Source organism: Streptomyces sp. NPDC059092 (assembly GCF_042756365.1).
Classification (GTDB): Bacteria; Actinomycetota; Actinomycetes; order Streptomycetales; family Streptomycetaceae; genus Streptomyces.
Genome location: NZ_JBHZEJ010000041.1, coordinates 25,660 through 51,462 on the forward strand (window position 1 = coordinate 25,660; position 25,803 = coordinate 51,462).

The following is a 25,803-nucleotide window of genomic DNA, read 5'->3' on the forward strand; positions in this document are numbered from 1 at the left end:
AGCCATGAACCTCAGTGGAGCCGCTGGCTGATGACCTTGGATACCCCGTCCCCCTGCATCGACACCCCGTAGAGCGCGTCGGCGACCTCCATCGTCCGTTTCTGATGGGTGATCACGATGAGCTGGGAGCTCTCCTGGAGCTCCCGCATGATGCGGATCAGCCGCTGGAGATTGGTGTCGTCGAGCGCCGCCTCGACCTCGTCCATCACATAGAACGGGCTCGGCCTGGCCTTGAAGATCGACACCAGCAGCGCCACCGCGGTCAGGGACCGTTCGCCGCCGGAGAGCAGCGAGAGCCGCTTGACCTTCTTGCCCGGCGGCCTGGCCTCCACGTCCACACCGGTGGTCAGCATGTTCTCCGGATCCGTGAGGATCAGCCGCCCCTCGCCGCCCGGGAAGAGCCGCGAGAAGACCCCCTCGAACTGGACGGCGGTGTCACGGAACGCCTCGGTGAAGACCTGCTCCACCCGCTCGTCGACCTCCTTCACCACCCCCAGCAGATCCGCCCGCGCCTTCTTCAGGTCTTCGAGCTGCGCGGAGAGGAACTGGTGGCGCTCCTCCAGCGCCGCGAACTCCTCAAGGGCCAGCGGATTCACCTTCCCGAGCTGCTGATACGCCCGTTCGGCGGCCCTGAGCCGCTTCTCCTGCTCGGTCCGCGCGTACGGCCTGGGCCGGTTCCGTGGATCCCCGGGGTCCTCCGGCAGCCCCTCGCCCTCGGCCGCCGGCGAGGGCGGCACAGGCTGGTCAGGGCCGTACTCGGCGATCAGCCCGGCCGGCTCCACGCCCAGTTCCTCCAGCGCCTTCGCCTCAAGCTGCTCGATCCGCAACCGCTTCTCGGCACCGAGCACCTCGCCCCGGTGCACCGAGTCGGTGAGCTTGTCCAGCTCGCTCTTGAGGTCGCGGCCGGTGTTCCGCTCGGCGGTCAGCTCCTGGTCGCGTACGGCCCTGGCCTGCTCTGCGGCGGCGCGCTCCGCCTCGGCCCGTACGACCGAGACCTCGACGTGCGCGAGAAGTTGCCGGGCGCCGGCCGCGACCGCGGTGGCCACACGTGCCTCGTGACGCAGCCGGGCGCGCCGCCGTTCCGCGCGCGCCCGCGCCTCGCGCTCGGCGCGTGCCGCACGGTCGAGGCCGTCGGCCCGGCCCGCGAGCCCCTTCACGCGCTCCTCGTGGGTACGAACCTGGAGCCTCGCCTCCATCTCGGTCTGCCGGGCGTTCGCGCCGTCGGCGGCCAGCCGGTCCCGTACGGAGGTGTCCGGCTCCTCGTGGCCCTCCCCGAGGGGGGACTCCTCCTCCGCGACGAGCAGGCGCTCCGTCAGCTCCTCCGCCTCCTCCGTGGCCCGCTCCAGCGCCTCCTGCGCCTCGGCGGCGGCCCCGGCGGCCCGTTCGGCCTCCGCGGCGGCGGCGCCGGCCTGCCCGGAGAGCCGCCCGAGCCGCCCGGACACCGCGGACTTCTCCCGGTCGGCGGCCCGGCGCAGCTCCCCCAGCTCCTCCACGAGCGCGGCGTGTTCGGTGCGGCGTGCGGCGGCGGCGCGCCGCGCCCCGTCCAGTTCCTCGCACCGTACGGCGAGCAGCGCCAGTTCGTCGGCCGCCTGGTCGACGGAGGCCCGCACCTCCAGCAGACTGGGCGCCCCCGCGGAGCCGCCGTGCGCGAAGTGCGCCCCGAGCACATCCCCTTCGGCGGTCACGGCGGTGAGTGTGGGCCGCGCGGCGACCAGTGCCTCGGCATCTTCGAGGGTGGCGACGACCACCATGTCGCGTACGAGCCGGCGTACGGCGCCCATCAGCTCGGCCGGTCCCTGGACGAGGTCGACGACGTACGGCGCGGCGACGGCGGTCCGTACGGAGCCGGCCGTCCCGGGGGCCGCTCCCGCCGTAACCGCCGTCCCTGCCTCGTCCGTACCGGGGCCGCCGCTCTGCGCGGGTACCCCGCCGGGCGCGTACGGGGCGGACGGCGCGGGCGACGGGGCGGACGCGGGCGACGGGGCGGACGCGGGTGCCCCGCGCGGGCCGGGCGGGGCGTCACCGGTGTCCGCCGCCGGTACGGGCGGCACCGCGCCCCGCGCACCGTCCGCGCCCTGGCCCGGGACCCCGGCCTGCGGCGCGTCCGGCGCCGGGGCGCCCAGTAGCAGCGCCGCCCGTCCCGCGTCCTGTTCGCGCAGCAGCCGCAGGGCCTCCACTGCGGCGGCGGGGCCGCTGACCGCGACGGCGTCGGCCGCCGCGCCCAGCGCCGCGGCGACCGGGACCTCCTGGCCTGGGGTGACGGTGAGCAGTTCCGCCGCGGGGCCCAGCAGGCCGGTGAGCCGGTCGCGGGCGCCCAGCAGCGCCCCGGTTCCGTCCTTGCGGCGCAACCCCAGGGCGAGGGCGTCGTGGCGGGCGGTCAGCGCGGCGTGTTCGCGTTCCGCCGTGTTCGCGGCGTCGCGCGCCGCACTCTGCGCCGTCTCCGCCTCGGAGAGCGCGCGGCGGGCGTCCTCGTACCGGGCCCCGAGCGCGTCGTCCTCCGCGTCGAGGCCGTCGACCTCGGCCTTGAGCTGTTCGTACTCCCCCCGCGCCAGGGCCGCGCGCTCGCGCGCCTCGTCCCTGGCCGTGGCGAGCCGGCCGATCTCCGCCTGCGCCGAGGCCGCCCGGCCGCGCGCCGCGGTGACCTGGCCGTGCAGCCGCGCCAGGCCCTCGCGGCGATCCGCGAGAGCGCGGGCGGCGTCCCTCAGGCGGCGTTCCTCCTCGGCGAGACGGCGCTCCAGCTCGGCGCGGTGGGCGACGGTGTCCTCGCGGGCGTGCTCGGCCGCCTCCAGCGCGGCGGTCAGCTCCGCCTCCTGCTCCCGGACCCGGGCGGCCTCGCGCTCCAAGTCCTCCGGGTCGCGGCCCCGCCGCTCCTCCTCGGGGGCGTGGGTGGCGCTGGTGACCCGCGCGTCGGCCAGCGAGATGGTGCCGCGTACCCGTTCGGCGAGCTGCGACAGCTCGTACCAGGTCTGCTGGGCCTTCCGCAGGCGCGGCGCGAGCCGCGCCACCTCCTCCTCCAGTTCGGCCTCGCGGGTCAGCGCGGCCTGCAGCCTGCTCTCGGCCTCCTCCTTGCGGCTCTTCAGCTCGGCCTCGTCCGCGATCTCCGTACGCAGCGCCTCGCGCAGCCGCACCAGATCGTCGGCGAGCAGCCGCAGCCGGGCGTCACGCAGGTCGGCCTGGATGACGGCGGCCCGCCGCGCGACCGCCGCCTGCCGGCCGAGCGGCTTGAGCTGGCGGCGCAGTTCGTCCGTCAGGTCCTGGACCCGGGCGAGATTCGCCTTCATCGCCTCCAGTTTCCGCAGCGCCTTCTCTTTCCGCTTGCGGTGCTTCAGCACCCCGGCGGCTTCCTCGATGAATGCCCGGCGGCCCATCGGATCGGCGTGGAGTACGGAGTCGAGCTGGCCCTGTCCGACGATCACGTGCATCTCGCGGCCGATACCGGAGTCGGAGAGCAGTTCCTGGATATCGAGCAACCGGCAGGTATCACCATTGAGCTGGTATTCGCTGCCGCCGTTGCGGAACATGATCCGCGTAATGGTGACCTCGGCGTAGTCGATCGGCAGCGCGCCGTCGGAGTTGTCGATCGTGAGAGAGACCTCGGCACGGCCGAGCGCGGGGCGCCCGGTCGTGCCGGCGAAGATCACGTCTTCCATTTTTCCGCCGCGCAGCGACTTCGCGCCCTGCTCTCCCATGACCCAGGAGAGCGCGTCCACCACATTGGATTTCCCGGAGCCGTTCGGGCCCACGACACAGGTGATACCCGGCTCGAAGCGCAGCGTCGTGGCGGAGGCGAAGGATTTGAACCCGCGCAGGGTCATGGCCTTGAGGTGCACGCCGCCGGACTCTACCGGGCCCGGATCGTCCGTCGCCGGTTTCACCGTGGAACGCGCAGGGCACATCAGACGTTAAGAAAGGCGTGGCAGCGCCAACAAAGCTTCGTACAGGGGAAGATGGAAAGAAAGAAGGGACGCCGAAGCGTCCCTTGCATATCTTGCGAGAGTGTTTCTCACCCGGCCCCGACGGGGGCTGTCATCAGGTGAGCGCGGGCTCCGCCTGGGGTACGTCAATGTCGATGCCGTTGAGCAGCGACTCTCCGGGGTGCTGTGCGACAGCAGCATTCAGCACGTCGTTCTCGGACTGGATCCGTACGAGCTCGGATTCGAGGTCCTGGACGCGCTGCTGAAGCCGTCGCATCTCGGCGAGGAGTCGCGGGTCGGAACCGCCGACATAACCGAGAAGCGCCTTTGCCATGATGAATGGTCCTCCACACTGTGTGACCGACCGAATGCGGTGTGGGTCGTGAGGGAAATCGCACCCGCGGTGCCTGGCAGTGCTTGTTCATCACTGCGGGTCTTACTGCCAAACAGCTAAGGTGCGCGGGGATTCCAGAGTCTCACCAAAAAGTTTGACGGTCAACACGATCACAGCCCGGGGCGCCGGACGGCCCGGTGGCGCGGGGCCGCGGCCTGCGGCGGCGCGCGCTCTCCCCGGGTCCCGGGGGGCGTCGAGATCTTCGCTGACCGGGGAGCTTGGCACAGCCGGCCGTTCTTGGCAACCACCAGGTCATCGCTGGTCATCGCGGAGAGTCGGTTATCCCGGTGGCAATTCCCGGCCCCTGTGAGCCGGGAAGACGGGCTCGCTTCTCAGCGGATCGCGAAGCTCTCGTAACCGCCGCGCGGGGTGTCCCAGATCTCAGTGACTCCGTCCACTCGCCCGGGTGTGTCGGTGGAACGGAGCCACTCCAGCAGCCGGTGGCAATTGTCACGCGGTCCCTCCGCGACGACCTGCACCCTGCCGTCGTCGAGATTGAGGGCGAATCCGGTGAGACCGCCGATCTCCAGAGCGTTCGCCCTGGTGAACCAGCGGAAGCCGACTCCTTGCACTCGGCCGCGGACCCAAGCCGTGAGTCGTACATCTTCTTTCATAGGCGCAAAGCTAATCGGCCAATTGCTCTCCAGGCCCGGCACCCCCACGTGCCATGCCGTACAGTCCGGTCGCAATGAGCCTCACTCATACGGGTGAGTAACGTTGCCGTCGAGACTGAGGAAGGCACCACAGATGGGACGCCACCGACGCTCCGCCGCCCCCGGCGTACCTGTCGTATCCCCCGAGGACTCCGCCAACGGCCCCTCGGGCGCACCGCGCCGCAAGGGCCGGGTCGCCAAGCCCGTCCGTACGGGACTGCTCGGCGCCTCCGCGGCGATGGCGGTCGGCGCCGTCGCGGTCGCCTCCGGTCTGCTGCCCGGCGGGGGCCAGTTCTCGGTGAGCGGCGGCGGCACCACCGGTGAGCAGATCCGCAGCGAGGGCGCGCCCGAGCTCCAGCAGCAGGGCGGTGCCTCCGCGGATCCGACGCGTACGGCGAAGATGGAGCCGAGCCGTAGCGCGGAGCGGACGACGGGCCCGAAGAAGTCGGCCTCGCCCTCCTCCACGTCGCCCTCCGCCTCCCCGACGCAGGCGAAGCCCGCCCCCGCGCCGCCGAAGGCGAAGACGGAGACCCCCTCGAAGGACACGGGCTCCGGCTCGGCGGGCTCGGCCGCCTCCCCCACCAAGGAGGACGAGGCTCCGGCGCCCTCGCAGACCACGGAGCGCGCCGCCGAGCAGCCCCAGGCGGCGCCCTCGTCCACCGCGTCGGCCGTGCTCTCGCTGGTCAACCAGGAGCGGGCCAAGGTCGGCTGCGCCGCGCTGAAGGCCGACGGGAGTCTGAACGCGCTGGCGCAGGCGTTCAGCGACGACATGGCGGCGCGTGGCTTCTTCGACCACACGGACCCCGACGGCGACACTCCTTGGGACCGCGCGGACCAGGCCGGTGTGAAGAACCTCGGAGGCGAGAACATAGCCCGGGGGCAGGCCACCGCCGAGGCGGTGATGGACTCCTGGATGAACAGCGAGGGCCACCGCGCCAACATCCTGAACTGCGACTACACCCGGCTCGGCGTCGGGGTGAACACCAGTTCCGGCGGCCCGTGGTGGACGCAGAACTTCGGCTTCTGACCCGGTACGGCGCGCGGGGCCGCCCCGTACGGTGCGCGGCCGGCCCGCCCCAGCACCCACTGCGAGAAAGCGCCACCCATCGGGTGGCGCTTTCCGCTAGTAAGGTGCGGAGATGGACACCCTCTCCGATGACGCCGGGCCCGACGGGTTCGCCTTCGACGTGTTCTCCCGGCAGTGCCCCTCGCGCGGCACGCTGGAGCATGTGACGGGCCGCTGGGGCGGTCTCACCCTCTGCGCGCTTCACGAGAGCGGCTTCCGCTTCAACGAGCTGCGGCGGCGCGTCGACGGGGTGAGCGAGAAGATGCTCTCCCAGACCCTGCACGCACTGGAGCGGGACGGCCTCGTACGCCGCGACGCGCAACCGGTCAACCCGCCGCGCGTGGACTACGAGCTGACGCCGCTGGGCCGGGAGGCCGCCGGGCGGCTGCTCGGGCTCGTCCACCTGCTGGAAGGGCGGATGCCCGAGGTGCTGGCGGCGCGGGAGCGTTACGACGCGGCGCGCGGCGGGCGCTGACAGCGCGGGCAGAAGTAGCTGGAGCGGTTCATCCAGGGGCGCCGGCGGATCGGGGTCCCGCAGCGGCGGCACGGCTCGCCCTCGCGTCCGTACGCGTCGAGCGACCGGTCGAAGTAACCGGACTCGCCGTTCACATTGACGTACAGGCTGTCGAAACTGGTGCCGCCGACGGAGAGCGCCGCGTGCATCACGTCGCGCGCGTGGCCGAGCAGTTCGACGGCGCGGGGGCGGGGCAGCGTCGCGGTGGGACGTTCGTAATGGAGTCTGGCGCGCCAGAGCGCCTCGTCCGCGTAGATGTTGCCGACGCCGCTGATCAGTGACTGGTCGAGCAGCGCGCGCTTGACCGTCGTACGGCGCAGCTTCAGCGCGGTGAGGAAGGCGTCCTCGTCGAAGGCGGGGTCCAGGGGGTCACGGGCGATGTGCGCGATGACGTCCGGCACCCCGTCGGGTGTGTTGTCGTGGAGCGAGAGGCCGCCGAAGGTGCGCTGGTCGACGAAGCGCAGCTCGGTGCCGAGCGGGTCGTCGAAGCGGACCCGGATCCGCAGGTGCTTCTCGGCGGGGGCGGTCTCGGGCTGCACGAGAAGCTGACCGCTCATCCCGAGATGGCCCAGGATCGAGGCGTCGGTGTCCGTGAGCGGCAGCCACAGGTACTTGCCGCGGCGCCGCGCGGCGCCGATGGTGTGCCCCTTGAGACGCGCGGCGAAGTCCGTACCGCCCCCGAGGTGGCGCCGTACCGCGCGCGGATGGAGCACGTCGGTCTCGGCGACGGTCCGGCCGCTGATCCAGCGTTCGAGTCCGCGCCGGACGACTTCGACCTCGGGCAGCTCGGGCACGGGAGGCTCCTCGGAACAGGGCAACGGCGATCAGCGGGTACGGAGCCCGCCGGGCGGGGGCCCCACGGGAGACGCCCCTCGCGCCGCGGACGGCACGAGGGGCGTACCGGGAAGGAGCGTACGGACGGACGGTCAGCCCGTCGCGGTGTCCGCCGGAGCCTGCTCCGCCGGTGGAGAAGTGGCGTCGGTGGCCCCTCCTCCGCCGGCAGCGGGCGAGTCACCGGTGCCGGCGACCGCCGGTTCACCGGCTCCGGAGTCGGTGACGGACGGTCCACCGGCGCCGGACTTCGCCGCCGCCTCCCGTTCGTCGGCCGAGGACCGGATGGACCGCCAGGCGGACTCCGCCGCCTGCTGCTCCGCTTCCTTCTTGCTGCGGCCGGTGCCGGTGCCGTACGAGACACCACCGACGCGGGCGGCAGCGGTGAAGGTCTTCTCGTGGTCGGGTCCTGTCTCCGTGACGAGGTACTCGGGCACGCCGAGGGTCTCCGCCGCGGTCAGCTCCTGGAGACTGGTCTTCCAGTCCAGGCCCGCCCCGAGATTCGAGGACTTCTCGATGAGCGGGTCGAAGAGCCGGTGCACCAGCTCGGACGCCGCTTCGAGGCCCTGGTCGAGATAGACGGCGCCGATCACCGCTTCAAGGGTGTCGGCGAGGATGGAGGCCTTGTCCCGGCCACCCGTGCCCTCTTCGCCCCGGCCGAGCCGGATGAAGGAGCCGAGTTCGAGGCCGCGGCCCACTTCCGCCAGCGCACGTGAGTTGACCACCGCGGCCCGCAACTTGGCCAGTTGGCCTTCGGGCAGGTCGGGGTGGATGCGGTACAGCGTGTCCGTGACCACCAGGCCGAGCACCGAATCCCCGAGGAATTCGAGCCGCTCGTTGGTGGGCAGACCGCCGTTCTCGTACGCGAACGAGCGATGGGTCAGCGCACGTACCAGAAGGGCGGTCTCGAGGTGGTACCCGAGCCGCCCTTCCAGAAGCGTGTGGGACGAGGCCGTACTGACAGTGTCTGTCTGCTTCTTAGCAGGGACCAGTTCAGACATCGAGCCTCTCACCAGCCGCTCAGACCTCGAGGACCTGGCGCTTGTTATAGGTGCCGCAGCTCGGGCACGCGATGTGCTGGAGCTTCGGCTCCTGGCAACGCTCGCACGAAACCAGGTTGGGGACCGCAGCCTTCCACTGCGACCGGCGGTGGCGCGTGTTGCTGCGCGACATCTTCCGCTTCGGAACAGCCACGGCTACTTCTCCTGCTTCTCGTCGACGCCTGCTTCGGCGCCGCCCATGTTGTCCTTCTCGCCGTCCTTGACGGTCTCGGCGAGTCCCTGCAATGCCGCCCAACGGATGTCGACGGCGTCATGGTGGTGGTCCGGGTTCTCGTCCAGCCTGATCCCACATGTGGAACACAGGCCGGCGCAGGTCTCCCGGCACACCGGCTGCATCGGCAGTGCGAGCACCACCGCATCACGCAGCACGGGTTCGAGGTCGAACAGGCCGTCCTCGATGAAGAGCGTGTCCTCGTCGTCCTCGGCGTCGTCGGCCGGCTCCGCACGGCTGCGGCCCCGGTCGTCGGTGTCGTGGTACGAGAACATCTCCTGGAAGTCCGCCGCCACTTCATGGCTGAGCGGCTCCAGACACCTTACGCACTCCCCCTCGGCCGAGACACGGGCGGTGCCCGTGACGAGCACCCCTTCCATGACCGACTCAAGGCGGAGGTCCAGCTCCACCGGGGCGCCCTCGGGCGCTCCGATGACCCCGTCGATACCGAAGTCCTTGGGGGCGGGCACCGAGCGGGTCACCTTGCGGAGCGCACCAGGACGCCGCCCCAGCTCGTGTGTGTCGAACACGAGGGGGTTGTGGTGGTCGAGGCGCGCGTTCAGGGCTGTTTCCCGCTTTCGGATCTGGAGAGAGGGGCCGCCACCGTCGCGGAAGCGAAGCGGGCAGCCTGAGCCGCGGACATACACACGGCCGAAGAACCAGGGTACTGGACCGGCCGCCGTAGACCCAATCCGGGCCCGTCAGGGGCCCTGGGCGGGGTCACGGGACGGGGCCGGGGCCGGGGCCTGGACGGGTTCCGGGCCCTGGGCGGGGTCCGGACCCGGTCAGTGGCCCTGTTCGTAGCGGCGGAGCTGCTCCAGGTCGATCATGCTCGTGTCGAAGAAACTGGTCTCGTCGAGCGCGCCCTGCTGCTGGTCGGCGGGGGCGGCGGGCAGGGCCGGGAGCGCGGGCCGCCCGTCCGTCTGCGGTTGCTGCTGCCAGCCGTAGTTCGGGTCGTACCCCTGGGCCTGCTGCTGCCCCTGTCCCTGGTCCTGGCCGTAGCCCTGCTGCTGGTACGTGTACGGGTCCTGCTGATAACCGTAGGCGTCCTGCTGCGGGTAGCCCGCCCCGTAGCCGGGGTCCGTGGCGGGGTACGCCGGGTCCTGGTACCCGCCGGTCGCCTCGTAGCCGCCGTCCTGGTACCCCGTACCGGCGGACCGCTGCGCCGTCCGCGCGTAGGCGGGGTCCGTGTACGGCTGCTGGACGGGTGCTGGGGGCAGGGCGGGCTCCGGAGGCGCGAGGGGCTGCTGCGGGGCCGCCACGGGCGCCTGGAGGGCTTCCCGCGGGGTCCCGGCGAGGTCGGCCAGGTAGTCGGCGTCGCTGGTGCGCGCCTGCGGGCCCGCCGCGTCCTGGGCGGCCATGTGCGCCCCCAGCTCGTCGGACTCCGTGCGGCCGTGCAGCTTCTGCCGGCCCCGCCCGACCGCTTCGAGCGTCTTGGTCAGGACGGCCTCGAAGGCGCCGATCTTGGCGTCGACGTACTCGTCGGCCCGCCGGATCAGGGTGCTGGGGTCCGCGCTGTACTCCGGGGCGTCGTCGTCATCGGCGCCCGCGTACCCCGGCTCGCCGGAGCCCGGGGAGCGGCCGAGCAGCTTCTCGCGCCCCCGGTCGACGGAACCGATGGTCTTGGTGAGGACGACCTCGAAGTTGGCGAGCTTCGAGTCGACGTAGTCGTCGGCCTCGGCGCGGACCTCCTCGGCCTCCCTGCGGGCCTCGGCGAGGATACGGTCGGCCTCCTCCTGGGAGCGGCGGGCGACCGCCGTGTCCGAGATCAGCGTGGAGCGCTGGGCGTGCGCGCCCTCGATGATGCGCTCCGCCTCCTGGCGGGCCTGTTCGGCGAGCTGCTCCTGCCCGCCGAGCAGCTCCCGCGCCTGGGCCAGCGAGTCGGGCAGCGCCTCGCGTACCTCTTCGAGCAGCGCGAGCAGCTCGGCCCGGTTGACCACACAGGACGCGGACATGGGCATCGAGCGGGCGTTGCCCACCGTGTCGACGATCTCGTCGAGCTTCTTCTGCACGTCCACCGTGTGCTCGCCACTCTTTCGGCCGGTTTGGAGACGGACGCAACGACTGTAAGGCCAGTGCGCGTCCGTCCGACACCGGGTGACGGGCGGTCAGCGCGTCACTTCTTGCCGAGGCGCTCTATGACCGCGGTGTGGACGGCGGGCGGCAGCAGGTGGGAGACGTCCCCGCCCCAGGTGGCCACTTCCTTCACCAGGGAGGAGGAGAGGAAGCTGTACGTGGGGTTGGTGGGGACGAACAGGGTCTCGACGCCCGAGAGCCCGTTGTTCATCTGGGCCATCTGCAACTCGTAGTCGAAGTCGCTGACGGCGCGCAGGCCCTTCACGATGGCCGGGATGTCGCGCTGCTTGCAGAAGTCCACGAGGAGGCCGTGGAAGGACTCCACCTCGACATTGCCGAATTCGGCGGTGACCTCGCGGATCAGCTCGATCCGCTCCTCGATCGTGAACAGCCCTTTCTTGGACTGGTTGATCATCACTGCGACGTGTACGACGTCGTACAGCTTGGAGGCGCGGGCGATGATGTCGAGATGTCCATTGGTGATGGGGTCGAAGGACCCCGGACAGACGGCGCGGCGCAACTGAATTCCCTCGCTCTCCGGTCCGGTCATGATGCGTCTTCGTCACGAGAAGCGGCGCGACCGTACCAAAGCGTTCCCTCGCCGTAGCGACGGGACCGCAGCGGTACGAAGCCGGTCGGCCAGCCGAATTGCCCACCTCTGGTGCTGCGTTCCACGGTGGCGACGGCATCGCCGCTGAGCCACCCCCCGGTCCGGAGTGTGAGCAGGATCTCCCGAAGATCGTCGTCGGTGACGGCGTACGGCGGATCGAGGAACACCAGGTCGTAGGGGTCCTGGGGGGCCGGTCCCGCGACGATCTGCTCCGCCTTGCCGGTCCGGACCTCGGCCCCGGGCAGGCGGAGCGCCGCGACGTTCTCGCGGACGGTACGGGCGGCGCGGCCGTCGGCCTCGACGAGCAGGGCGTGTGCGGCGCCGCGCGAGAGCGCTTCGAGGCCGACGGCACCGGACCCGGCGTACAGATCGGCGATCCGGACGCCGTCCAGGGTGCCGAGGAGCGACTGCCAGGTGGAGAAAAGGCCCTCACGCGCCCGGTCGGAGGTGGGGCGGGTGCCGGTGCCGGGCGGGACGGCGAGCCGGCGTCCGCCGGCGGCACCGGCGATCACGCGGGTCATGGGTGTCGGGTCCTCGGTTCGTGGGAGGGCTGGGGCGGACAGCGCTGGGGCGGAGGTCGGCGACGACCGCTCGGGCTCCACGATATGGCGTACGGCGGGAGCGGGCCCGGCCGGTCCCGAGGACCGGCCCGCACAGCCTCCCCGTCAGCCCTTGTCGAGGTACTGCTCGCGCTCCGTGTCCAGCAGCGCGTCCAGCGCCGTGCGCAGTTCGGGGCTGGACGCCAGCTCCGGGTCGGCGGCGACCACCGCCACGGCCTCCTCGCGGGCGGCGGCGATGATCTCCTCGTCCTCGATGACGGCGAGCATCCGCAGCGAGGAGCGCACCCCGGACTGGGCCTGGCCCAGCACATCGCCCTCGCGGCGCTGTTCGAGGTCGATCCGGGACAGTTCGAAGCCGTCGAGCGTGGCGGCGACCGCGCCGAGCCGGGCCCTGGCGGGGCTCGCCTCCGGCATGTCGGTGACCAGGAGGCAGAGACCGGGGGCCGCGCCGCGGCCGACCCGGCCGCGCAACTGGTGGAGCTGGGAGACGCCGAACCGGTCCGCGTCCATGATCACCATCGCGGTGGCGTTGGGGACGTTCACCCCGACCTCGATGACCGTCGTCGCGACCAGGACGTCCACCTCGCCCGCGGCGAAGCGGCGCATCACGGCGTCCTTGTCGTCCGGCTGCATCCGTCCGTGCAGGACCTCGACCCGGAGCCCGGCCAGCGGCCCCGCCGTGAGCTGCTCCGCCACGTCGAGCACCGCGAGCGGGGGCCGCTTCTCCGCGTCATCGGCGGCCTTCTCCTTGGCCTCGGCGGCCTTCTTCGTCCCGCCCGTCCCGCTTCCGCCGCCCTTGCCGCCGCCCTTGGAGCCCTTGGAGCCCTTCTCCGCGTCGTCGTCCCCGATCCGGGGGCAGACCACGTACGCCTGGTGCCCCTTGCCGACCTCCTCGCGCACCCGCTCCCAGGCGCGGGCGAGGAAGTGCGGCTTGTCCTCGGCGGGAACGACATGGCTGGCGATCGGGGAGCGCCCGGCCGGGAGCTGGTCCAGTACGGACGTCTCCAGGTCGCCGAAGACGGTCATGGCGACCGTACGGGGGATGGGGGTGGCCGTCATGACCAGCAGGTGCGGCGGCTGCTTGCCCTTGGAGCGCAGCGCGTCGCGCTGCTCCACTCCGAAGCGGTGCTGCTCGTCCACGACGACCAGGCCCAAGTCGTGGAAGCGCACCTTGTCCTCGATCAGCGCGTGCGTGCCGATCACCATCCCGGCCTCGCCGGTGACCAGGTCGAGCAGCGCCTGACGGCGGGCGGCGGTGCCCATGGAGCCGGTGAGCAGCACCACCTTGGTGGCGTTCTCCGCGCCGCCGAGCGTCCCGCCCTCGGCCAGCCCGCCCATCATCTCCGTGATCGAGCGGTGGTGCTGCTGCGCGAGCACTTCGGTGGGCGCCAGCAGCGCGGCCTGGCCGCCCGCGTCCACCACCGTGAGCATCGCGCGCAGCGCGACGAGCGTCTTGCCGGAGCCGACCTCGCCCTGGAGCAGCCGGTGCATGGGGTGTTCGGTGGCGAGGTCCGCGAAGATCTCGGCGGTGACCTTCCGCTGGCCTTCCGTGAGGGTGAAGGGCAGTTCGGCGTCGAAGGCGTCGAGCAGCCCGTCCGCCACCGGCTTCCTGGCGACGGCGGGGAGCTGGGTGTCCGCGTACCGCCGCCGGGCGAGCGCGACCTGGAGGACGAACGCCTCGTCCCACTTGAGGCGCGCGCGGGCGTCCTCGATGTCGGCCCTCGTCTCGGGCCGGTGGACCTTGAGCAGCGCCTCGGGCAGCGGGACGAAGCCGCGTCCCTCGCGCAGCGCGGCCGGCAGCGGATCGGCGGCCTCCACGGCGCGGGGCAGGACGGCGTCGACGGCTTTGGTGATCTTCCAGGACTCCAGGCCCTTGCAGGCCGGGTAGATCGGGATCAGCTTGCCGGCGAAGGCGTCCGCGGCGCTCGCGGCGTCGTCGTCCCCCACGGCCCCGTCGGGCCGGCCGAGCGGGACGTACGTGGGGTGCGCCAGCTGGAGCTTGCGGTTGAAGACGGACACCTTGCCGGCGAACATGCCGCGGCTGCCGGGCGGCAGTTCCTTGTGCGGCTTGTGGAGCCCGCGGCCGAAGAAGACGAGCTGGAGCCGGCCGCTGCCGTCGGTGAGGGTGATCTCCAGGCGCTGGCCGCGGCCGTGGTTGAACGTGAGAATCCGGGAATCCGCGACCTGGGCGACCACCGTCACGTCCTCGTCCAGCGGGAGTTCGGCCAGGGTGGTGAGCTGGCCGCGCTCCTCGTACCGCCGTGGGTAGTGGTGGAGCAGGTCACCGACCGTGTGCAGGCCGAGGTGTTCGGCCATCACCTTCGCGGTGGCGGGGCCGAGTGACTTCTTGAGTGGTTCATCCAGCGCGGACACGCGATCCATTGCACACCACACCACTGACAGCCGTCGCACACCCCCGGGTTTCCGCAGGTCGCAGCCGTGCCGCCGCGTCCCGTACCGGGTTCACTCCACGCCGACGAGCAGCGGCGCGGACTGCCGGCCGCCCCGGTGGACAACGGTGTCGACGGCGAGATGGCCTTCGCGTACGTAGCTCTCCAGGCGGGCGGCGAGCGTGTCGGGCACATCCTCCCCGAGGACGAGTGTCACGAGTTCACCGCCCGCGGAGAGCATCCGGGAGAGCATCGTCTCCGCCGTGGCGGCGAGGTCGGAGCCGATGACCGCGACATCCCCGTCGATCAGCCCCAGGACGTCCCCGGCCTGGCAGATGCCCGCCATGGTCCAGGACTGGCGCTCCGCGACGGCCAGTTCGGCGTAGCGGGTGGCCCCGGCGGCGCTGGTCATCGCGACGACGTCCTCGTCGAAGCGGCGTTCGGGCTGGTGCACGGCGAGCGCGGCGATGCCCTGGACGGCGGCCCGGGTCGGGATGAGAGCGACCCGTACCCCTTCGGTGCGGGCCTGTTCGGCGGCGGCCGCCGCGGTGTGCCGCAGGGCCTCGTCGTTCGGCAGGAGGACCACCTCGCGGGCGTGCGCGCGCCGGATCGCCTCGACCAGTTCCCCGCTGGCGGGCGGCTCCCCGGGGCGGGCGAGGACGGTCGTCGCGCCGGCCTCGGCGCAGAGCCCCGCCAGACCTTCGCCGGGGACGACCGCGACGACGGCGCGCTGGACGCGCGGCTCCTCCGCGGCGGCGCCGAAGTGGGTGATACGGATGCGGTAGGGGCGGCCCGCCTCGACGCCCGCCTCGACGGCGGCACCCGCGTCGTCGACATGGACGTGCACGTTCCACAGCCCGTCGCCGCCGACGACCACCAGGGAGTCCCCGAGCCCGTCGAGCCGGGCCTTCAGCCTGGCCACGGCGGCCTCGTCCGCCTCCAGCAGGTAGATCACCTCGAAGGCGGGTCCGCCCTCCGTGGCGCACGCCTCGGCGGCGGACTCCACCGCCACGGGGTTCTCGTGACGGCGGTGGCCCGCCGGGAAGGGCGCGGGCACGTCGCCGGTGAGGCAGCGCACCAGCGCGCCCAGCACGGTGAGGAGCCCCCGGCCGCCCGCGTCGACGACGCCCGCGCGGCCGAGTACGGCGAGCTGGCCCGGGGTGGCGTCGAGTGCGGCGCGAGCGCCCGCGTACGCGGCCCGTACGGTGCCGGCCGCGTCCGCCCCGTACGCCCCGCCCGCGTTCCGGCCGCCCTTGTCCGCCCCGTACACAGCACTGTCCGCACCGTCCGCTCGGGCCGCTCGGGCCGCCGCCTCGGCCGCGTCGGCGGCGGCGCTCGCCACACTCAGGATCGTGCCCTCGACGGGGTGCGCGACGGCCTCGCGGGCCAGTTCGGCGGCGCGCCGCAGCGCCGGGGCGAGCCGGCTGTCGTATCCCTGCCGGTATCGCTGCCCGTATCCGTGTCCGGGCCCCTCGCCGGGTCCCTCGTCCGCGTGATCCCCGTCACCGGCCGGACCGTCCGCCAGCACCTCGGCCATCCCGCGCAGAAGCTGCGCCAGGATCGTCCCCGAGTTCCCCCGCGCGCCGATCAGCGCGCCGTGCGCCATGGCCCGTACGGCGTCGGCCGGAGCGGGTGCGGAGACGCCCGTCTCGTGTGCCGCGAACACCGCCTCGACCGCCTGTGCGGCGGACTCCACGGTCAGATAGAGGTTGGTGCCGGTGTCTCCGTCAGCGACCGGATAGACATTGATCGCGTCGATCTCCTCGCGCTCCCGGCCGAGGGCGTCCAGCGCCAGCGCGCACCAGCTCCGCACCGCTGCGGCATCGAGGGTCTGCGGCACCTGCGGGGTCCTCCTCCGTCGGCCGGGGTGATGCGAGAAGGGTATAGTTTCCGGGTACCGAGGCAGTCGTTGTATGCTGCTGCGGTTGCCCGATGAGAGTCGGGCCAATCCCCCGGCAAAGCGATATCGACAGCTTTGGTTTTCGTTGATTCAGCCACGCCGGATTTCTCTGTACGAGCATCTGAAGTCTTTGGAGTGACCCGTGGCTGCCAACTGCGACGTCTGCGGCAAGGGGCCGGGCTTCGGCAACAGCATTTCCCACTCGCACCGCCGTACGCCCCGTCGCTGGAACCCGAACATCCAGCGCGTGCGTGCCGTGGTCGGTCGGACGCCGAAGCGGCTCAATGTCTGCACATCGTGCATCAAGGCCGGCAAGGTCTCGCGCTGACGCCTGCGTCGTAGCGCAGCCCCTGCGGTTGCCTTGAAGAGCCGGTCCACCTCGGTGGGCCGGCTCTTTGCCGTGCCCGGGGTCCGACGCCTCAGGTCCGGACCTCGACGCCTCAGTCCCGGAAGCGCCAGGCGTGGTCCACCGGGCCGATGCCCGCGCCCAGTGCGAAGCCGCGCGCGATCGCGCCCGTCACGTACTCCTTGGCCGCCCCGACGGCCGCCACCACGTCCTGTCCGCCCGCGAGCCCCGCGGCGATCGCCGACGCGTAGGTGCACCCCGTGCCGTGCGTGTGCCGGTTGTCGAGGCGCGGCGCCCGCAGCCAGTGTTCCTCGGTGCCGTCGGTGAGCAGATCGACCGCGTCCCCCGGCAGATGGCCGCCCTTGATCAGCGCCCAGCGGGGCCCGAACTCCAGGACGGCGTGCGCCGCGCGCCGCAGATCCGCCTCGTCCGCCACCCGTACGCCGGTGAGCTGCGCCACCTCGTCCAGGTTGGGGGTGGCGACCGTCGCGGTCGGCAGCAGCCTCTTCCGTACGCCGTCCAGCGCCGAGGCGGCCAGCAGCGGATCGCCGTGCTTGGAGACCCCGACCGGGTCGACGACCACGGGGACGCCGGTCCCGGCGAGCAGTTCGGCCACGGCGTCGACCAGAACGGCGGAGGAGAGCATTCCGGTCTTCACGGCCTGCACCCCGATGTCGTCGACGACGCTGCGGTACTGCGCCCGTACGGCCTCCACCGGCAGCTCCCAGGCGCCCTGGACGCCCCGGGAGTTCTGCGCCGTGACGGCGGTGAGCACGCTCATGCCGTGCACGCCGAACGCCAGCATCGTCTTGAGGTCCGCCTGGATGCCCGCACCGCCGCCGGAGTCGGATCCGGCGACGGTGAGAACACGGGGAGGCACGGGCACGGATATCGGCATACCGACGAATCTACGTGCCCCTCCGCCCTGCTCCTACAGGGTGTCCTCGATGTCGCCGAAGTGGTCCCAGCCGCCCTTGCTGGTCCACGGGGCGCCGTCGACCGTCACCTGGGGCAGCGCGGAGGGGTTGAGGACCTCCCCGATCACCTTCCAGCGCGCCGGGAGCTTGGCGTCCGCGGGGAACGTCGCGACGATCGCGTGGTCCTCCCCTCCGGTCAGCACCCACTGGAGCGGATCGACGCCGACCGCCTGGCCGATGTCGTTCATCTGCGAGGGGATGTCGATCAGTCCGGACCGCAGATCGATACGGACCTGGCTCGCGTCCGCGATGTGCCCGAGGTCCGCGACCAGTCCGTCGCTGACGTCGGTCATCGCGGTGGCGCCGAGACCGGCCGCCGCCGGGCCCGCGTGGTACGGCGGCTCCGGCCTGCGGTGCGCCTCCACGAAGGCGCGCGGCGAGCGGAAGCCCCGGGAGAGCACCGCGTGCCCCGCCGCCGACCAGCCCAACCACCCGGTGTAGGCGACCACATCGCCGGGCCGGGCGCCCGACCGGGTCACCGGCTCGTGGTTGCGCAGGTCGCCCAGCGCCGTGATCGCGATCGTGATGGAGTCGCCGCGCACGACGTCGCCGCCGACCACGGCGGCGCCCGCGACCTGGCATTCGTCGCGGATGCCGTCCATCAGCTCGGTGGGCCAGGTGACCGGGAGTTCGGCCGGCACGACCAGCCCGAGCAGGAGCGCGGTGGGCACCGCGCCCATCGCCGCGATGTCGGCCAGGTTCTGCGCGGCGGCCTTACGGCCCACGTCGTACGCCGTCGACCAGTCGCGGCGGAAGTGCCGCCCTTCGAGGAGCAGATCCGTACTCGCCACGACCCTGCGGTCGGGGGCAGCCACCACCGCGGCGTCGTCGCCCGGCCCGAGCCGCACCGCCGGGGTGGTGGTGAGCCGGGACGTCAGCTCTCTGATGAGCCCGAACTCCCCCAACTCGCCCACGGTTCCCTTCACCGAGTCTCCCCTTCTCTTGCTCTCTTCACGGGGCCGCGTCTGCGGTCGCGGTCCCTCACTGCTGTCGCTGCCGTCATCGGGTACGTCAACACCGTCTTACGCCAGGTCACGCCCACGGGCCACGGCGGGTGTGTCGTACCCCGCGCCGCACGCCGCGCGTGCCATGTCGCCCGCTCGCGTCAACGTGGACCTGCCTGCGCCACCCTGCGGGCGCCACCGGGCGCCCGGGTCTCCCCGCGGCCCATGGCGACGCGATACCGTGGCGTCTCTTTCCCCACATGATCCTCGTGGCCGCCCTGGAGGTTCCGTGGTACAGGCGTACATCCTTATTCAGACCGAGGTGGGCAAGGCGACGGCCGTCGCCGAGACCATCGCAAAGATTCCGGGAGTGATCCAGGCCGAGGACGTCACCGGTCCTTACGACGTGATCGTGCGGGCTCAGGCGGACACCGTCGATGAGCTCGGCCGCATGGTCGTCGCCAAGGTCCAGCAAGTAGAAGGCATCACCCGCACCCTGACCTGCCCGGTCGTCCATCTCTAGACCGCCCCCGTCTACGCTTGGCCGGTGATACGTTCCCGTCGCCCGCTTCCGAGCCGCAGGCTGTCCGGCCGTTCGATCGTCCGTCTTCCCGCCGTCGCCGTCCTTCTGACGGCGGCGGCGGGCTGTTCTTCCACGGACGCGTCGGTCACGGTTCCCACCCCCTCCAAGGAGGAGGCGGCCCTCTGCCGCGCCCTGGACAAGGAGCTGCCCAAGACCCTCGCCGACCTCGGCCGCTCCGATCCCGAGCCGCGCTCGGAGCTGACCGCCGGGTGGGGGGACGGCGCGATCGTACTGCGCTGCGGGGTGCCCCGGCCCGCGGGGATGGAGAACCCCCAGGCGCAGGGGGTGGAGGCGAACGGCGTCAACTGGATGCTGGAGGAACGGGACTCCGGTCCTCGGTTCACCACGACCTACCGCCAGACCTATGTCGAGGTCATCATGTCCACGCGGTTCACCCATGACTCCACCCCGCTCGCGGGGCTGGCCGAGGCCGTCGCCAAAACGGTCCCGCCCAGCGTGTAGGCACTCCTGAACCGTACGAGCGACGCGGGCCCGGCGCGGCGGGCGCACCGGGCCATACGCGCCATATACGGTACGGACGTTCCCCGGCGTGCTCAGCGCAGGCCGGTCGGGCGGCGCAGCGCCGCCTGGATGAGCCGGTCCACCAGTTCCTCGTAGCTCACGCCGCTCTCCTGCCACATGCGCGGGTACATGGAGATGGGTGTGAAGCCCGGCATCGTGTTGATCTCGTTGATGACGAACTCGCCGTCCTCGGTGAGGAAGAAGTCCGCGCGGACCAGCCCCTCGCAGGAGGTGGCCTCGAACGCCGCCACCGCGAGCCGCCGCACCTCCGCGGTCTCCTCGGGCGTGAGGGGCGCGGGCACCAGACCGGCCGCCGAGTCGATGTACTTGGCCTCGAAGTCGTAGAAGTCGTGCTCCGTGACGGGCGGGATCTCGGCGGGCACGCTCGCGCGCGGACCGTCCTCGAACTCCAGCACGCCGCACTCGATCTCGCGCCCGCGCAGCAGCGACTCCACCAGGATCTTGGGGTCGTGGCGGCGGGCCTCGGCGATCGCCTCGTCAAGGCCCGAGAGGTCGTCGACCTTGGTGATGCCCATGGAGGAACCGCCCCGCGCGGGCTTCACGAACAGCGGCCAGCCGTGCTCGGCGGCGAAGTCCACGATCTTCCCGCGGGCGGCGGCGCCCGGTGCCCCGCCGTCGTCGGGGACCAGTGCCCACTCCCGGGGCCGGATCACCACGTACGGGCCGACGGGCAGCCCGAAGGAGGTGAACACCCGCTTCATGTACTCCTTGTCCTGGCCGACGGCCGAGGCGAGGACGCCCGCGCCGACGTACGGGATCCCGGACAGCTCCAGCAGCCCCTGGAGGGTGCCGTCCTCCCCGTACGGGCCGTGCAGCACAGGGAAGACCACGTCGACGTCGCCCAGCACCTTGGGCACGGAGCCCGGTTCGCTGTAGACGACCTCGCGGTTGCCGGGGTCGACGGAGAGGACGACGGAGCCGTCCGTGGACTCGGCGATCTGCTCGACGCTCGGCAGGGAGCGCTCGGCGATGCCCATCCGGTCCGGGTCGTCGGCGGTGAGCGCCCAGCGGCCGTCGGTGGTGATGCCGATCGGGAGGACGTCGTACTTCGTACGGTCGATGGACCGCAGTACGGCGCCGGCCGTGACCACCGAGATGGCGTGCTCGGAGCTGCGGCCGCCGAAGACGACGGCCACGCGCGGCTTGCGGAGCGGCTGCTCGGCGCCGCTCTCCGGGCTGTGCCCAAGGCTGCGCTCGGGGCTTCGGGGGGAGTTCTCGCTGCTCATATCGCGATGAGCGTACCTGCTGGTACCGCCCGAGTCAGCGTCGCTCGGGCTTGGCGCTGCGCGACATCAGCTCCTTGAGCGCGACGAGCGGCGGCTTCCCGTTGTGCACGATGTCCACGACGGTTTCGGTGATGGGCATGTCGACATCGTGGCGCCGCGCCAGATCCAGCACGGACTCGCAGGACTTGACGCCCTCCGCGGTCTGCTTGGTGACCGCGATGGTCTCCTGGAGGGTCATACCGCGGCCGAGGTTGGTGCCGAAGGTGTGGTTGCGGGAGAGCGGCGAGGAACACGTGGCGATGAGATCGCCCATTCCGGCGAGTCCGGAGAACGTGTGGGGGTCGGCGCCCATGGCGAGGCCGAGCCGGGTGGTCTCGGCGAGTCCGCGGGTCATCAGGGACGCCTTTGTGTTGTCGCCGAGGCCCATCCCGTCGGCGATGCCCACGGCGAGACCGATCACGTTCTTGACGGCTCCGCCGAGTTCGCAGCCGACGACGTCGGTGTTGGTGTACGGGCGGAAGTACGGGGTGTGACAGGCGGCCTGGAGCCGCTGGGCGACCCCTTCGTCCTCGCAGGCGACGACGGCGGCGGCCGGCATCCGGCCCGCGATCTCCTTGGCGAGGTTGGGTCCGGTGACGACGGCGACACGCTCGGCGGGGACCTTGGCGACCTCCTGGATCACCTCGCTCATCCGCTTGGCGGTGCCGAGTTCGACTCCCTTCATCAGGGAGACGAGGACGGTGTCGGAGGGGAGTACGGGCGCCCAGCGCGCGAGGTTGTCGCGCAGCGTCTGCGAGGGCACGGTGAGCACGGTGAACTCGGCGCCGCGCGCGGCCTCCGCCGGGTCGGTGGTGGCCCGTACGCCCGCGGGCAGTTCGAAGCCCGGCAGATAGGCGGGGTTGGCGCGGGTGGTGTTGATGGCGTCGGCGATCTCGGGCCGTCGGCCCCAGATCGTCACGTCGCATCCCGCGTCGGCGAGGACCATGGCGAACGCCGTGCCCCAAGATCCCGCTCCGAAGACGGCGACCCGCGTCACTTCGACCCCTCTTCCGCGGCTTTGCGCCGCTGTTCTTCCCTGGCCTTGCGGTAGTCGTACGAAACGGTGGGCACCGGCTCGCCGCGCACCTCGGACAGCAGTTCCGTGATGGCGGCCATGATGACCTCGGTGGCCTCGCGCAGCAATTCGGGGGCGATCTCCCGGCCGTAGAAGCGCGTCAGGTCGACGGGCGGGCCGACGAGGACGCGGTGGGTCTTGCGCGGGAAGAGGTCGGGTCTCGTGGCGTACGGCGGCAGCAGGAGATTGGCGCCCCACTGTGCGACGGGGATGACCGGGCACCTGGTCTGGAGAGCGACCCGGGCGACCCCGGTCTTGGCGCTCATGGGCCACATGCCGGGGTCGCGGGTGAGGGTGCCCTCGGGATAGAACGCCACGCACTCGCCCCGCTCGACGGCGTCGATGGCGGCGCGGAAGGCGCTCAGGGCGTCGCTGGTCTCCCGGTAGACGGGGATCTGCCCCGTGCCGCGCATGACGGCGCCGATGAACCCCTTGGTGAAAAGGCCGTCCTTGGCGAGGAAGCGCGGAACGCGGCCGGTGTTGTACTGGAAGTGGGCGTAGGCGAACGGGTCGAGATGCGAATTGTGGTTCACCGCGGTGATGAATCCGCCGTCGGCCGGAATGTGCTCCGTACCCCGCCAGTCCCGCTTGAGGAGAAGGATCAGCGGCGGCTTTGCGATGGCCGCCGCCAGGCGGTACCAGAAGCCGATTCTACGGCGGGACACTCGAACACCTTCCTCATCTCGCCGGGCCCGTGCCCGGCTGCCGGGGGTCAAGTGTGGCCTCGGTCCCCCGCTCTGTCGAGAACACCGTACGCCCCGGTCCGGGACCGGCCCTGTGGGCAGGGACGGTGCCGGGCCACAATAGAGGGCCGATACACATGGTCTGTACACGGGCCACCGCGCAGGGAGGGAGAGCGGACGTGGAGATGGACGAAGAGTTCGCCCCGCACACCGACCGGGCCGCCCTATGGTCCCTGGTCGTCCCGCTCAAACCGCTGCGGCTCGCGAAGAGCAGGCTGGCCGTCGCGACGGGGGACGCCCTGCGTCCGCGTCTGGCCCTCGCGTTCGCGCTGGACACCGTGGGCGCGGCGCTGGCCTGCCCCGCCGTCCGCGACGTGGCGGTGGTGACCGACGACCCGACGGCGGCGGCGGAGCTGTCCGCGCTGGGCGCGCGCATCGTGCCGGACACCCCGGCGGGCGGCCTCAACGCGGCGCTCGCGCACGGGGCGCGGGCCGTCAGGGCGCTGCGTCCACGGGCGGCGGTGGCCGCGCTCAACGCGGATCTGCCGGCGCTCCGCCCGGCGGAACTGGCGCTGGTCCTGTCCGCCGCGGAGCCATTCCCGCGCGCTTTTCTGGCGGACGCCGCGGGAATCGGTACGACTTTGCTGACGGCGGGGCCCGGCGTGGAATTGAATCCGGCTTTCGGCGGCCCGTCCCGCAGAGGACATTTGTCGACAGGGGCGGTGGAAATACTTCTGGCCGGGGTGGATTCCGTACGGCGGGATGTCGATACGGGCGACGATCTGCTGCGGGCGGCGGAGCTGGGGCTCGGTCCGCGTACGGCTCTGCGGTACGAGGGGACCGCGGCGCACGAGGAGATCGCCGGGGACGGGGAGCGGGGAGGCCACGGAGAGAGCGGAGAGCGCGGAGAGTACGGGGGGCACGAGGCGTACGGTCCGCTTCCGGCGCCCGGTCCCGGCTGCTGAGCCGGTCTGCCCGAGCCCGGCCGTCGAGCCGGGCCGCTGTGGCCTACGGCGCGAGGCCCCACGGACCGGGCGATACGCTGCGGCTATGCAGGCGACCTCGTACACATACGATTCCGAGACCCGTTGCGGGAGTGTGCTGCTGGACGACGGCACTCCGGTGGAGTTCGACGCGGCGGCCTTCGACGCCGGCGGGCTGCGGCTGCTCCGACCGGGTCAGCGTGTGCGGATCGAGACCGAGGGCCAGGGCGAGAGCGGGCCGCTCCGCATCACGCTGGTCACCCTCCAGACCCTCTGAAGGCTTGCGCCCCGCCTTGTAGCCGCCCGGAAGCCGCCTCGTACTTCTCAGTGGCCCGGAAGCCGCCCCGTGGCTGCCCCGTACCTCCTGGAACGATCATGGGGACGCGGGCCGGCGGCCTCCCGTAACGGCGCCGACCGGTCTTCCGGAACGCCGCGGGCCGGGCTCCCCGAGGGGAGCCCGGCCCGGCGCGTACGGCCCTGTACCGCTTCCTGCTTACTTCTTCCTGGCGACAGTCTTCTTCGCCGTCGTGGTGCGCGCGGTGGCCTTGCGCGCCGGAGCCTTCTTGGCCGTCGCCTTCTTCGCCGGCGCGGTCTTCTTGGCCGTGCCCGTGGCCTTCTTGGCGGTCTTCTTCGCCGTGGCCGTGGTCTTCTTCGCCGTGGTCTTCTTCGCCGCGGCGCTGGTCTTCTTCGCCGTGGTCTTGGCGGCCGTGGTCTTCTTGGCCGCGGTCTTCTTCCCCGCCGTGGCCGCCTTCTTGGCGGTGGCCTTCTTGGCCGCGGCCTTGACGGTCGTCCGCGTGGAAGATCCGCCCGAGAGGCTGCCCTTGGGGGCCTTCTTGACGGCCACATCGTTCTTCGGGAGCTTCTTCGAGCCGCTCACGAGGTCCTTGAAACCCTGGCCCGCGCGGAACCGCGGCACCGAGGTCTTCTTGACCCGTACGCGCTCGCCCGTCTGCGGGTTACGGGCGTAACGCGCCGGGCGGTCGACCTTCTCGAACGAACCGAAGCCGGTGACCGAGACCCGGTCACCGGCGACCACCGCGCGGACGATCGCGTCGAGTACCGCGTCGACCGCGTCCGCGGCCTGCTGACGGCCGCCGACCTTGTCCGCAATCGCTTCTACGAGCTGCGCCTTGTTCACGTCTTCCCCTTCGGAGACATTGCCAGAACGAAAGTGTTCAAGCTTTTTCGCACGTTAGGCAGATATATACCGCAAATCAAACACGAAACGGGCTAATCACCCTAGTGCCGCAACGAAGTCGGCCTGGCGGAGTTCCGCGGAGGGTCAGAGACCTTCCGGAAAACGACCCTCGTCCAGGTCCTTCATCAAGCGGTCCAGACGCCTTGCCGCGCCCGGGAGATCGTGTTTCGCCGCAGCCGTGATGACCAGCAGCTTCCTGGAGAGAGCTTGTCGCACGCCCTCCGGGACTTGCAGTGCACGCACCCTCGCGTGCGCATCTTTGAGTTGTTCGGCGACTAACCCGTAGAGCTTGAGTTGGTTGTCGCGTTCCATGCACCGATTGTGCCATCTGGGGCGAGTTGTCGCCCGACAGGGGCTCAACAAGCAACTGCACCCCCTACCTGGAGGCAGGGGGTGCAGTAGGGGAAACGCGCTGATCAGGCGGCAATCGTGCGCGGTTTGAAGGGCGGCCTGGCGGCCTCGTACGCGGCGATGTCGGACTCGTTCTGAAGGGTGAGGCTGATGTCGTCCAGCCCGTTCAGCAAGCGCCAGCGGGCGTTCTCGTCAAGCTCGAAATCGGCCACAAGCGTTGCGCCGTCAGAGGAGGTCGCGCGGACCTGGCGCTGCTCCAGGTCGACCGTGACCTCCGCCGTGGGGTCGCTCTCGGTGATCGCCCAGAGGGCGTCCACGACGGACTGCTCCAGAACGACGGTCAGCAGGCCGTTCTTGAGCGAGTTGCCGCGGAAGATGTCCGCGAACCGGGAGGAGATGACGGCCTTGAAACCGAAGTTCTGGAGGGCCCAGACGGCGTGTTCCCGGGACGACCCCGTGCCGAAGTCGGGTCCGGCGACCAGGACCGAGGCCCCGGCGTACTCGGGCCGGTTGAGGACGAAGGACGGGTCCTTGCGCCACGCCTCGAACAGCCCGTCCTCGAACCCGTCCCTGGTGACCTTCTTGAGCCAGTGGGCGGGGATGATCTGGTCGGTGTCGACGTTGCTGCGCCGCAGCGGGACCGCGGGACCGGTGTGGGTGGTGAAGGCTTCCATG

The 25,803-nt window shown here is 71.6% G+C and carries 27 protein-coding genes; 7 read left to right on the forward strand and 20 right to left on the reverse strand.

Annotated features, from left to right (window positions below; all coding sequences use genetic code 11):
* Window positions 1–11: 11 nt before the first annotated feature.
* The 3 genes from ACFXPL_RS22825 to ACFXPL_RS22835 form a co-directional block, all read right to left on the reverse strand.
* On the reverse strand, window positions 12–3,830 hold the full coding sequence (locus tag ACFXPL_RS22825) for a chromosome segregation SMC family protein (RefSeq protein ID WP_384922480.1): 3,819 nt from the start codon (window positions 3,828–3,830) through the stop codon (window positions 12–14).
* A 199-nt stretch (window positions 3,831–4,029) separates the two neighbouring features.
* A complete protein-coding gene (locus ACFXPL_RS22830; protein WP_030351764.1) occupies window positions 4,030–4,248 on the reverse strand; it encodes a hypothetical protein in 219 nt (72 codons plus the stop codon).
* Window positions 4,249–4,640: 392 nt separating this feature from the next.
* Window positions 4,641–4,922, reverse strand: coding sequence for an acylphosphatase (locus tag ACFXPL_RS22835; protein WP_384922483.1), 282 nt, complete (start codon window positions 4,920–4,922; stop codon window positions 4,641–4,643).
* 133 nt (window positions 4,923–5,055) lie between these two features.
* Here ACFXPL_RS22835 and ACFXPL_RS22840 point away from each other — a divergent pair, with 133 nt between their 5' ends.
* Together ACFXPL_RS22840 and ACFXPL_RS22845 are read left to right on the forward strand one after the other, a co-directional pair.
* Window positions 5,056–5,988, forward strand: coding sequence for a CAP domain-containing protein (locus ACFXPL_RS22840; protein ID WP_384922486.1), 933 nt, complete (start codon window positions 5,056–5,058; stop codon window positions 5,986–5,988).
* A gap of 112 nt (window positions 5,989–6,100) precedes the next feature.
* On the forward strand, window positions 6,101–6,502 hold the full coding sequence (locus ACFXPL_RS22845) for a winged helix-turn-helix transcriptional regulator (RefSeq protein WP_384922489.1): 402 nt from the start codon (window positions 6,101–6,103) through the stop codon (window positions 6,500–6,502).
* On the opposite strand, the gene mutM is transcribed toward ACFXPL_RS22845, so the two are convergent.
* From mutM to ACFXPL_RS22890, 9 genes are all read right to left on the reverse strand, one after another.
* Window positions 6,475–7,335 (reverse strand): bifunctional DNA-formamidopyrimidine glycosylase/DNA-(apurinic or apyrimidinic site) lyase, encoded by an 861-nt coding sequence (gene mutM, locus ACFXPL_RS22850; protein ID WP_384922492.1) that lies wholly within the window; start codon window positions 7,333–7,335, stop codon window positions 6,475–6,477. The genes ACFXPL_RS22845 and mutM overlap by 28 nt on opposite strands.
* A 132-nt stretch (window positions 7,336–7,467) precedes the next feature.
* Window positions 7,468–8,373, reverse strand: coding sequence for a ribonuclease III (rnc, locus tag ACFXPL_RS22855; RefSeq protein WP_384922495.1), 906 nt, complete (start codon window positions 8,371–8,373; stop codon window positions 7,468–7,470).
* A 19-nt stretch (window positions 8,374–8,392) separates the two neighbouring features.
* Window positions 8,393–8,566 carry a 50S ribosomal protein L32 gene (rpmF, locus tag ACFXPL_RS22860; protein ID WP_053675094.1) on the reverse strand — a complete coding sequence of 58 codons (174 nt, stop codon included), beginning with the start codon at window positions 8,564–8,566 and terminating at the stop codon, window positions 8,393–8,395.
* 2 nt (window positions 8,567–8,568) lie between these two features.
* The gene (locus ACFXPL_RS22865; RefSeq protein WP_384922583.1) at window positions 8,569–9,207 is read right to left on the reverse strand and encodes a YceD family protein; all 639 of its coding nucleotides are present in this window, start codon (window positions 9,205–9,207) and stop codon (window positions 8,569–8,571) included.
* Window positions 9,208–9,429: 222 nt separating this feature from the next.
* On the reverse strand, window positions 9,430–10,662 hold the full coding sequence (locus ACFXPL_RS22870; RefSeq protein ID WP_384922498.1) for an ATP synthase F0 subunit B: 1,233 nt from the start codon (window positions 10,660–10,662) through the stop codon (window positions 9,430–9,432).
* A 98-nt stretch (window positions 10,663–10,760) separates the two neighbouring features.
* Window positions 10,761–11,240, reverse strand: coding sequence for a pantetheine-phosphate adenylyltransferase (gene coaD / locus ACFXPL_RS22875; RefSeq protein ID WP_384922586.1), 480 nt, complete (start codon window positions 11,238–11,240; stop codon window positions 10,761–10,763).
* A 26-nt stretch (window positions 11,241–11,266) separates the two neighbouring features.
* Window positions 11,267–11,851 carry a 16S rRNA (guanine(966)-N(2))-methyltransferase RsmD gene (rsmD, locus tag ACFXPL_RS22880; protein ID WP_384922501.1) on the reverse strand — a complete coding sequence of 195 codons (585 nt, stop codon included), beginning with the start codon at window positions 11,849–11,851 and terminating at the stop codon, window positions 11,267–11,269.
* A gap of 144 nt (window positions 11,852–11,995) precedes the next feature.
* The gene (gene recG, locus ACFXPL_RS22885; RefSeq protein WP_384922504.1) at window positions 11,996–14,272 is read right to left on the reverse strand and encodes an ATP-dependent DNA helicase RecG; all 2,277 of its coding nucleotides are present in this window, start codon (window positions 14,270–14,272) and stop codon (window positions 11,996–11,998) included.
* Between the two features lie 81 nt (window positions 14,273–14,353).
* Window positions 14,354–16,120 carry a DAK2 domain-containing protein gene (locus ACFXPL_RS22890; protein ID WP_384922507.1) on the reverse strand — a complete coding sequence of 589 codons (1,767 nt, stop codon included), beginning with the start codon at window positions 16,118–16,120 and terminating at the stop codon, window positions 14,354–14,356.
* A 202-nt stretch (window positions 16,121–16,322) separates the two neighbouring features.
* Here ACFXPL_RS22890 and rpmB point away from each other — a divergent pair, with 202 nt between their 5' ends.
* Entirely contained in the window at window positions 16,323–16,508 is a 186-nt protein-coding gene (gene rpmB, locus ACFXPL_RS22895) for a 50S ribosomal protein L28 (RefSeq protein WP_028426177.1), read from the forward strand.
* Window positions 16,509–16,620: 112 nt separating this feature from the next.
* Here the strand turns inward: rpmB and thiD are convergent, their stop codons facing one another.
* The gene (gene thiD, locus ACFXPL_RS22900; protein ID WP_384922510.1) at window positions 16,621–17,424 is read right to left on the reverse strand and encodes a bifunctional hydroxymethylpyrimidine kinase/phosphomethylpyrimidine kinase; all 804 of its coding nucleotides are present in this window, start codon (window positions 17,422–17,424) and stop codon (window positions 16,621–16,623) included.
* Window positions 17,425–17,457: 33 nt separating this feature from the next.
* A complete protein-coding gene (locus tag ACFXPL_RS22905; RefSeq protein WP_384922513.1) occupies window positions 17,458–18,429 on the reverse strand; it encodes a thiamine-phosphate kinase in 972 nt (323 codons plus the stop codon).
* Window positions 18,430–18,736: 307 nt separating this feature from the next.
* On the opposite strand from ACFXPL_RS22905, the gene ACFXPL_RS22910 reads away from it, so the two are divergent.
* Both ACFXPL_RS22910 and ACFXPL_RS22915 read left to right on the forward strand, forming a co-directional pair.
* A complete protein-coding gene (locus ACFXPL_RS22910; RefSeq protein ID WP_384922516.1) occupies window positions 18,737–18,970 on the forward strand; it encodes an Lrp/AsnC family transcriptional regulator in 234 nt (77 codons plus the stop codon).
* A gap of 27 nt (window positions 18,971–18,997) precedes the next feature.
* Entirely contained in the window at window positions 18,998–19,492 is a 495-nt protein-coding gene (locus ACFXPL_RS22915) for a DUF3515 domain-containing protein (protein WP_384922589.1), read from the forward strand.
* A gap of 92 nt (window positions 19,493–19,584) precedes the next feature.
* Here the strand turns inward: ACFXPL_RS22915 and ACFXPL_RS22920 are convergent, their stop codons facing one another.
* From ACFXPL_RS22920 to ACFXPL_RS22930, 3 genes are read right to left on the reverse strand one after another with little or no spacing between them, the layout of a single operon-like run.
* Window positions 19,585–20,799 carry a D-alanine--D-alanine ligase family protein gene (locus tag ACFXPL_RS22920; protein ID WP_384922519.1) on the reverse strand — a complete coding sequence of 405 codons (1,215 nt, stop codon included), beginning with the start codon at window positions 20,797–20,799 and terminating at the stop codon, window positions 19,585–19,587.
* 34 nt (window positions 20,800–20,833) lie between these two features.
* Complete coding sequence (locus ACFXPL_RS22925; RefSeq protein WP_384922522.1) at window positions 20,834–21,835, reverse strand: NAD(P)H-dependent glycerol-3-phosphate dehydrogenase; 1,002 nt, start codon at window positions 21,833–21,835, stop codon at window positions 20,834–20,836.
* The gene (locus tag ACFXPL_RS22930; RefSeq protein WP_384922525.1) at window positions 21,832–22,578 is read right to left on the reverse strand and encodes a lysophospholipid acyltransferase family protein; all 747 of its coding nucleotides are present in this window, start codon (window positions 22,576–22,578) and stop codon (window positions 21,832–21,834) included. The genes ACFXPL_RS22925 and ACFXPL_RS22930 overlap by 4 nt, the downstream gene beginning before the upstream one ends.
* A gap of 203 nt (window positions 22,579–22,781) precedes the next feature.
* Here ACFXPL_RS22930 and cofC point away from each other — a divergent pair, with 203 nt between their 5' ends.
* Together cofC and ACFXPL_RS22940 are read left to right on the forward strand one after the other, a co-directional pair.
* Window positions 22,782–23,561: a 2-phospho-L-lactate guanylyltransferase gene (gene cofC / locus ACFXPL_RS22935; RefSeq protein ID WP_384922592.1), complete on the forward strand. Its 780-nt coding sequence runs from the start codon at window positions 22,782–22,784 to the stop codon at window positions 23,559–23,561.
* Between the two features lie 85 nt (window positions 23,562–23,646).
* Window positions 23,647–23,856 carry a hypothetical protein gene (locus tag ACFXPL_RS22940; RefSeq protein ID WP_384922530.1) on the forward strand — a complete coding sequence of 70 codons (210 nt, stop codon included), beginning with the start codon at window positions 23,647–23,649 and terminating at the stop codon, window positions 23,854–23,856.
* Window positions 23,857–24,072: 216 nt separating this feature from the next.
* Here ACFXPL_RS22940 and ACFXPL_RS22945 read toward each other — a convergent pair whose 3' ends face one another.
* The 3 genes from ACFXPL_RS22945 to leuD all read right to left on the reverse strand — a co-directional run bounded on the left by ACFXPL_RS22945 (window position 24,073) and on the right by leuD (window position 25,802).
* On the reverse strand, window positions 24,073–24,717 hold the full coding sequence (locus ACFXPL_RS22945; protein WP_384922533.1) for an HU family DNA-binding protein: 645 nt from the start codon (window positions 24,715–24,717) through the stop codon (window positions 24,073–24,075).
* 144 nt (window positions 24,718–24,861) lie between these two features.
* Window positions 24,862–25,089, reverse strand: a complete 228-nt coding sequence (locus ACFXPL_RS22950) for a hypothetical protein (RefSeq protein ID WP_329823065.1) — start codon at window positions 25,087–25,089, stop codon at window positions 24,862–24,864.
* Window positions 25,090–25,193: 104 nt separating this feature from the next.
* Window positions 25,194–25,802 (reverse strand): 3-isopropylmalate dehydratase small subunit, encoded by a 609-nt coding sequence (gene leuD, locus ACFXPL_RS22955; protein ID WP_384922537.1) that lies wholly within the window; start codon window positions 25,800–25,802, stop codon window positions 25,194–25,196.
* Between the last annotated feature and the right edge of the window lies 1 nt (window position 25,803).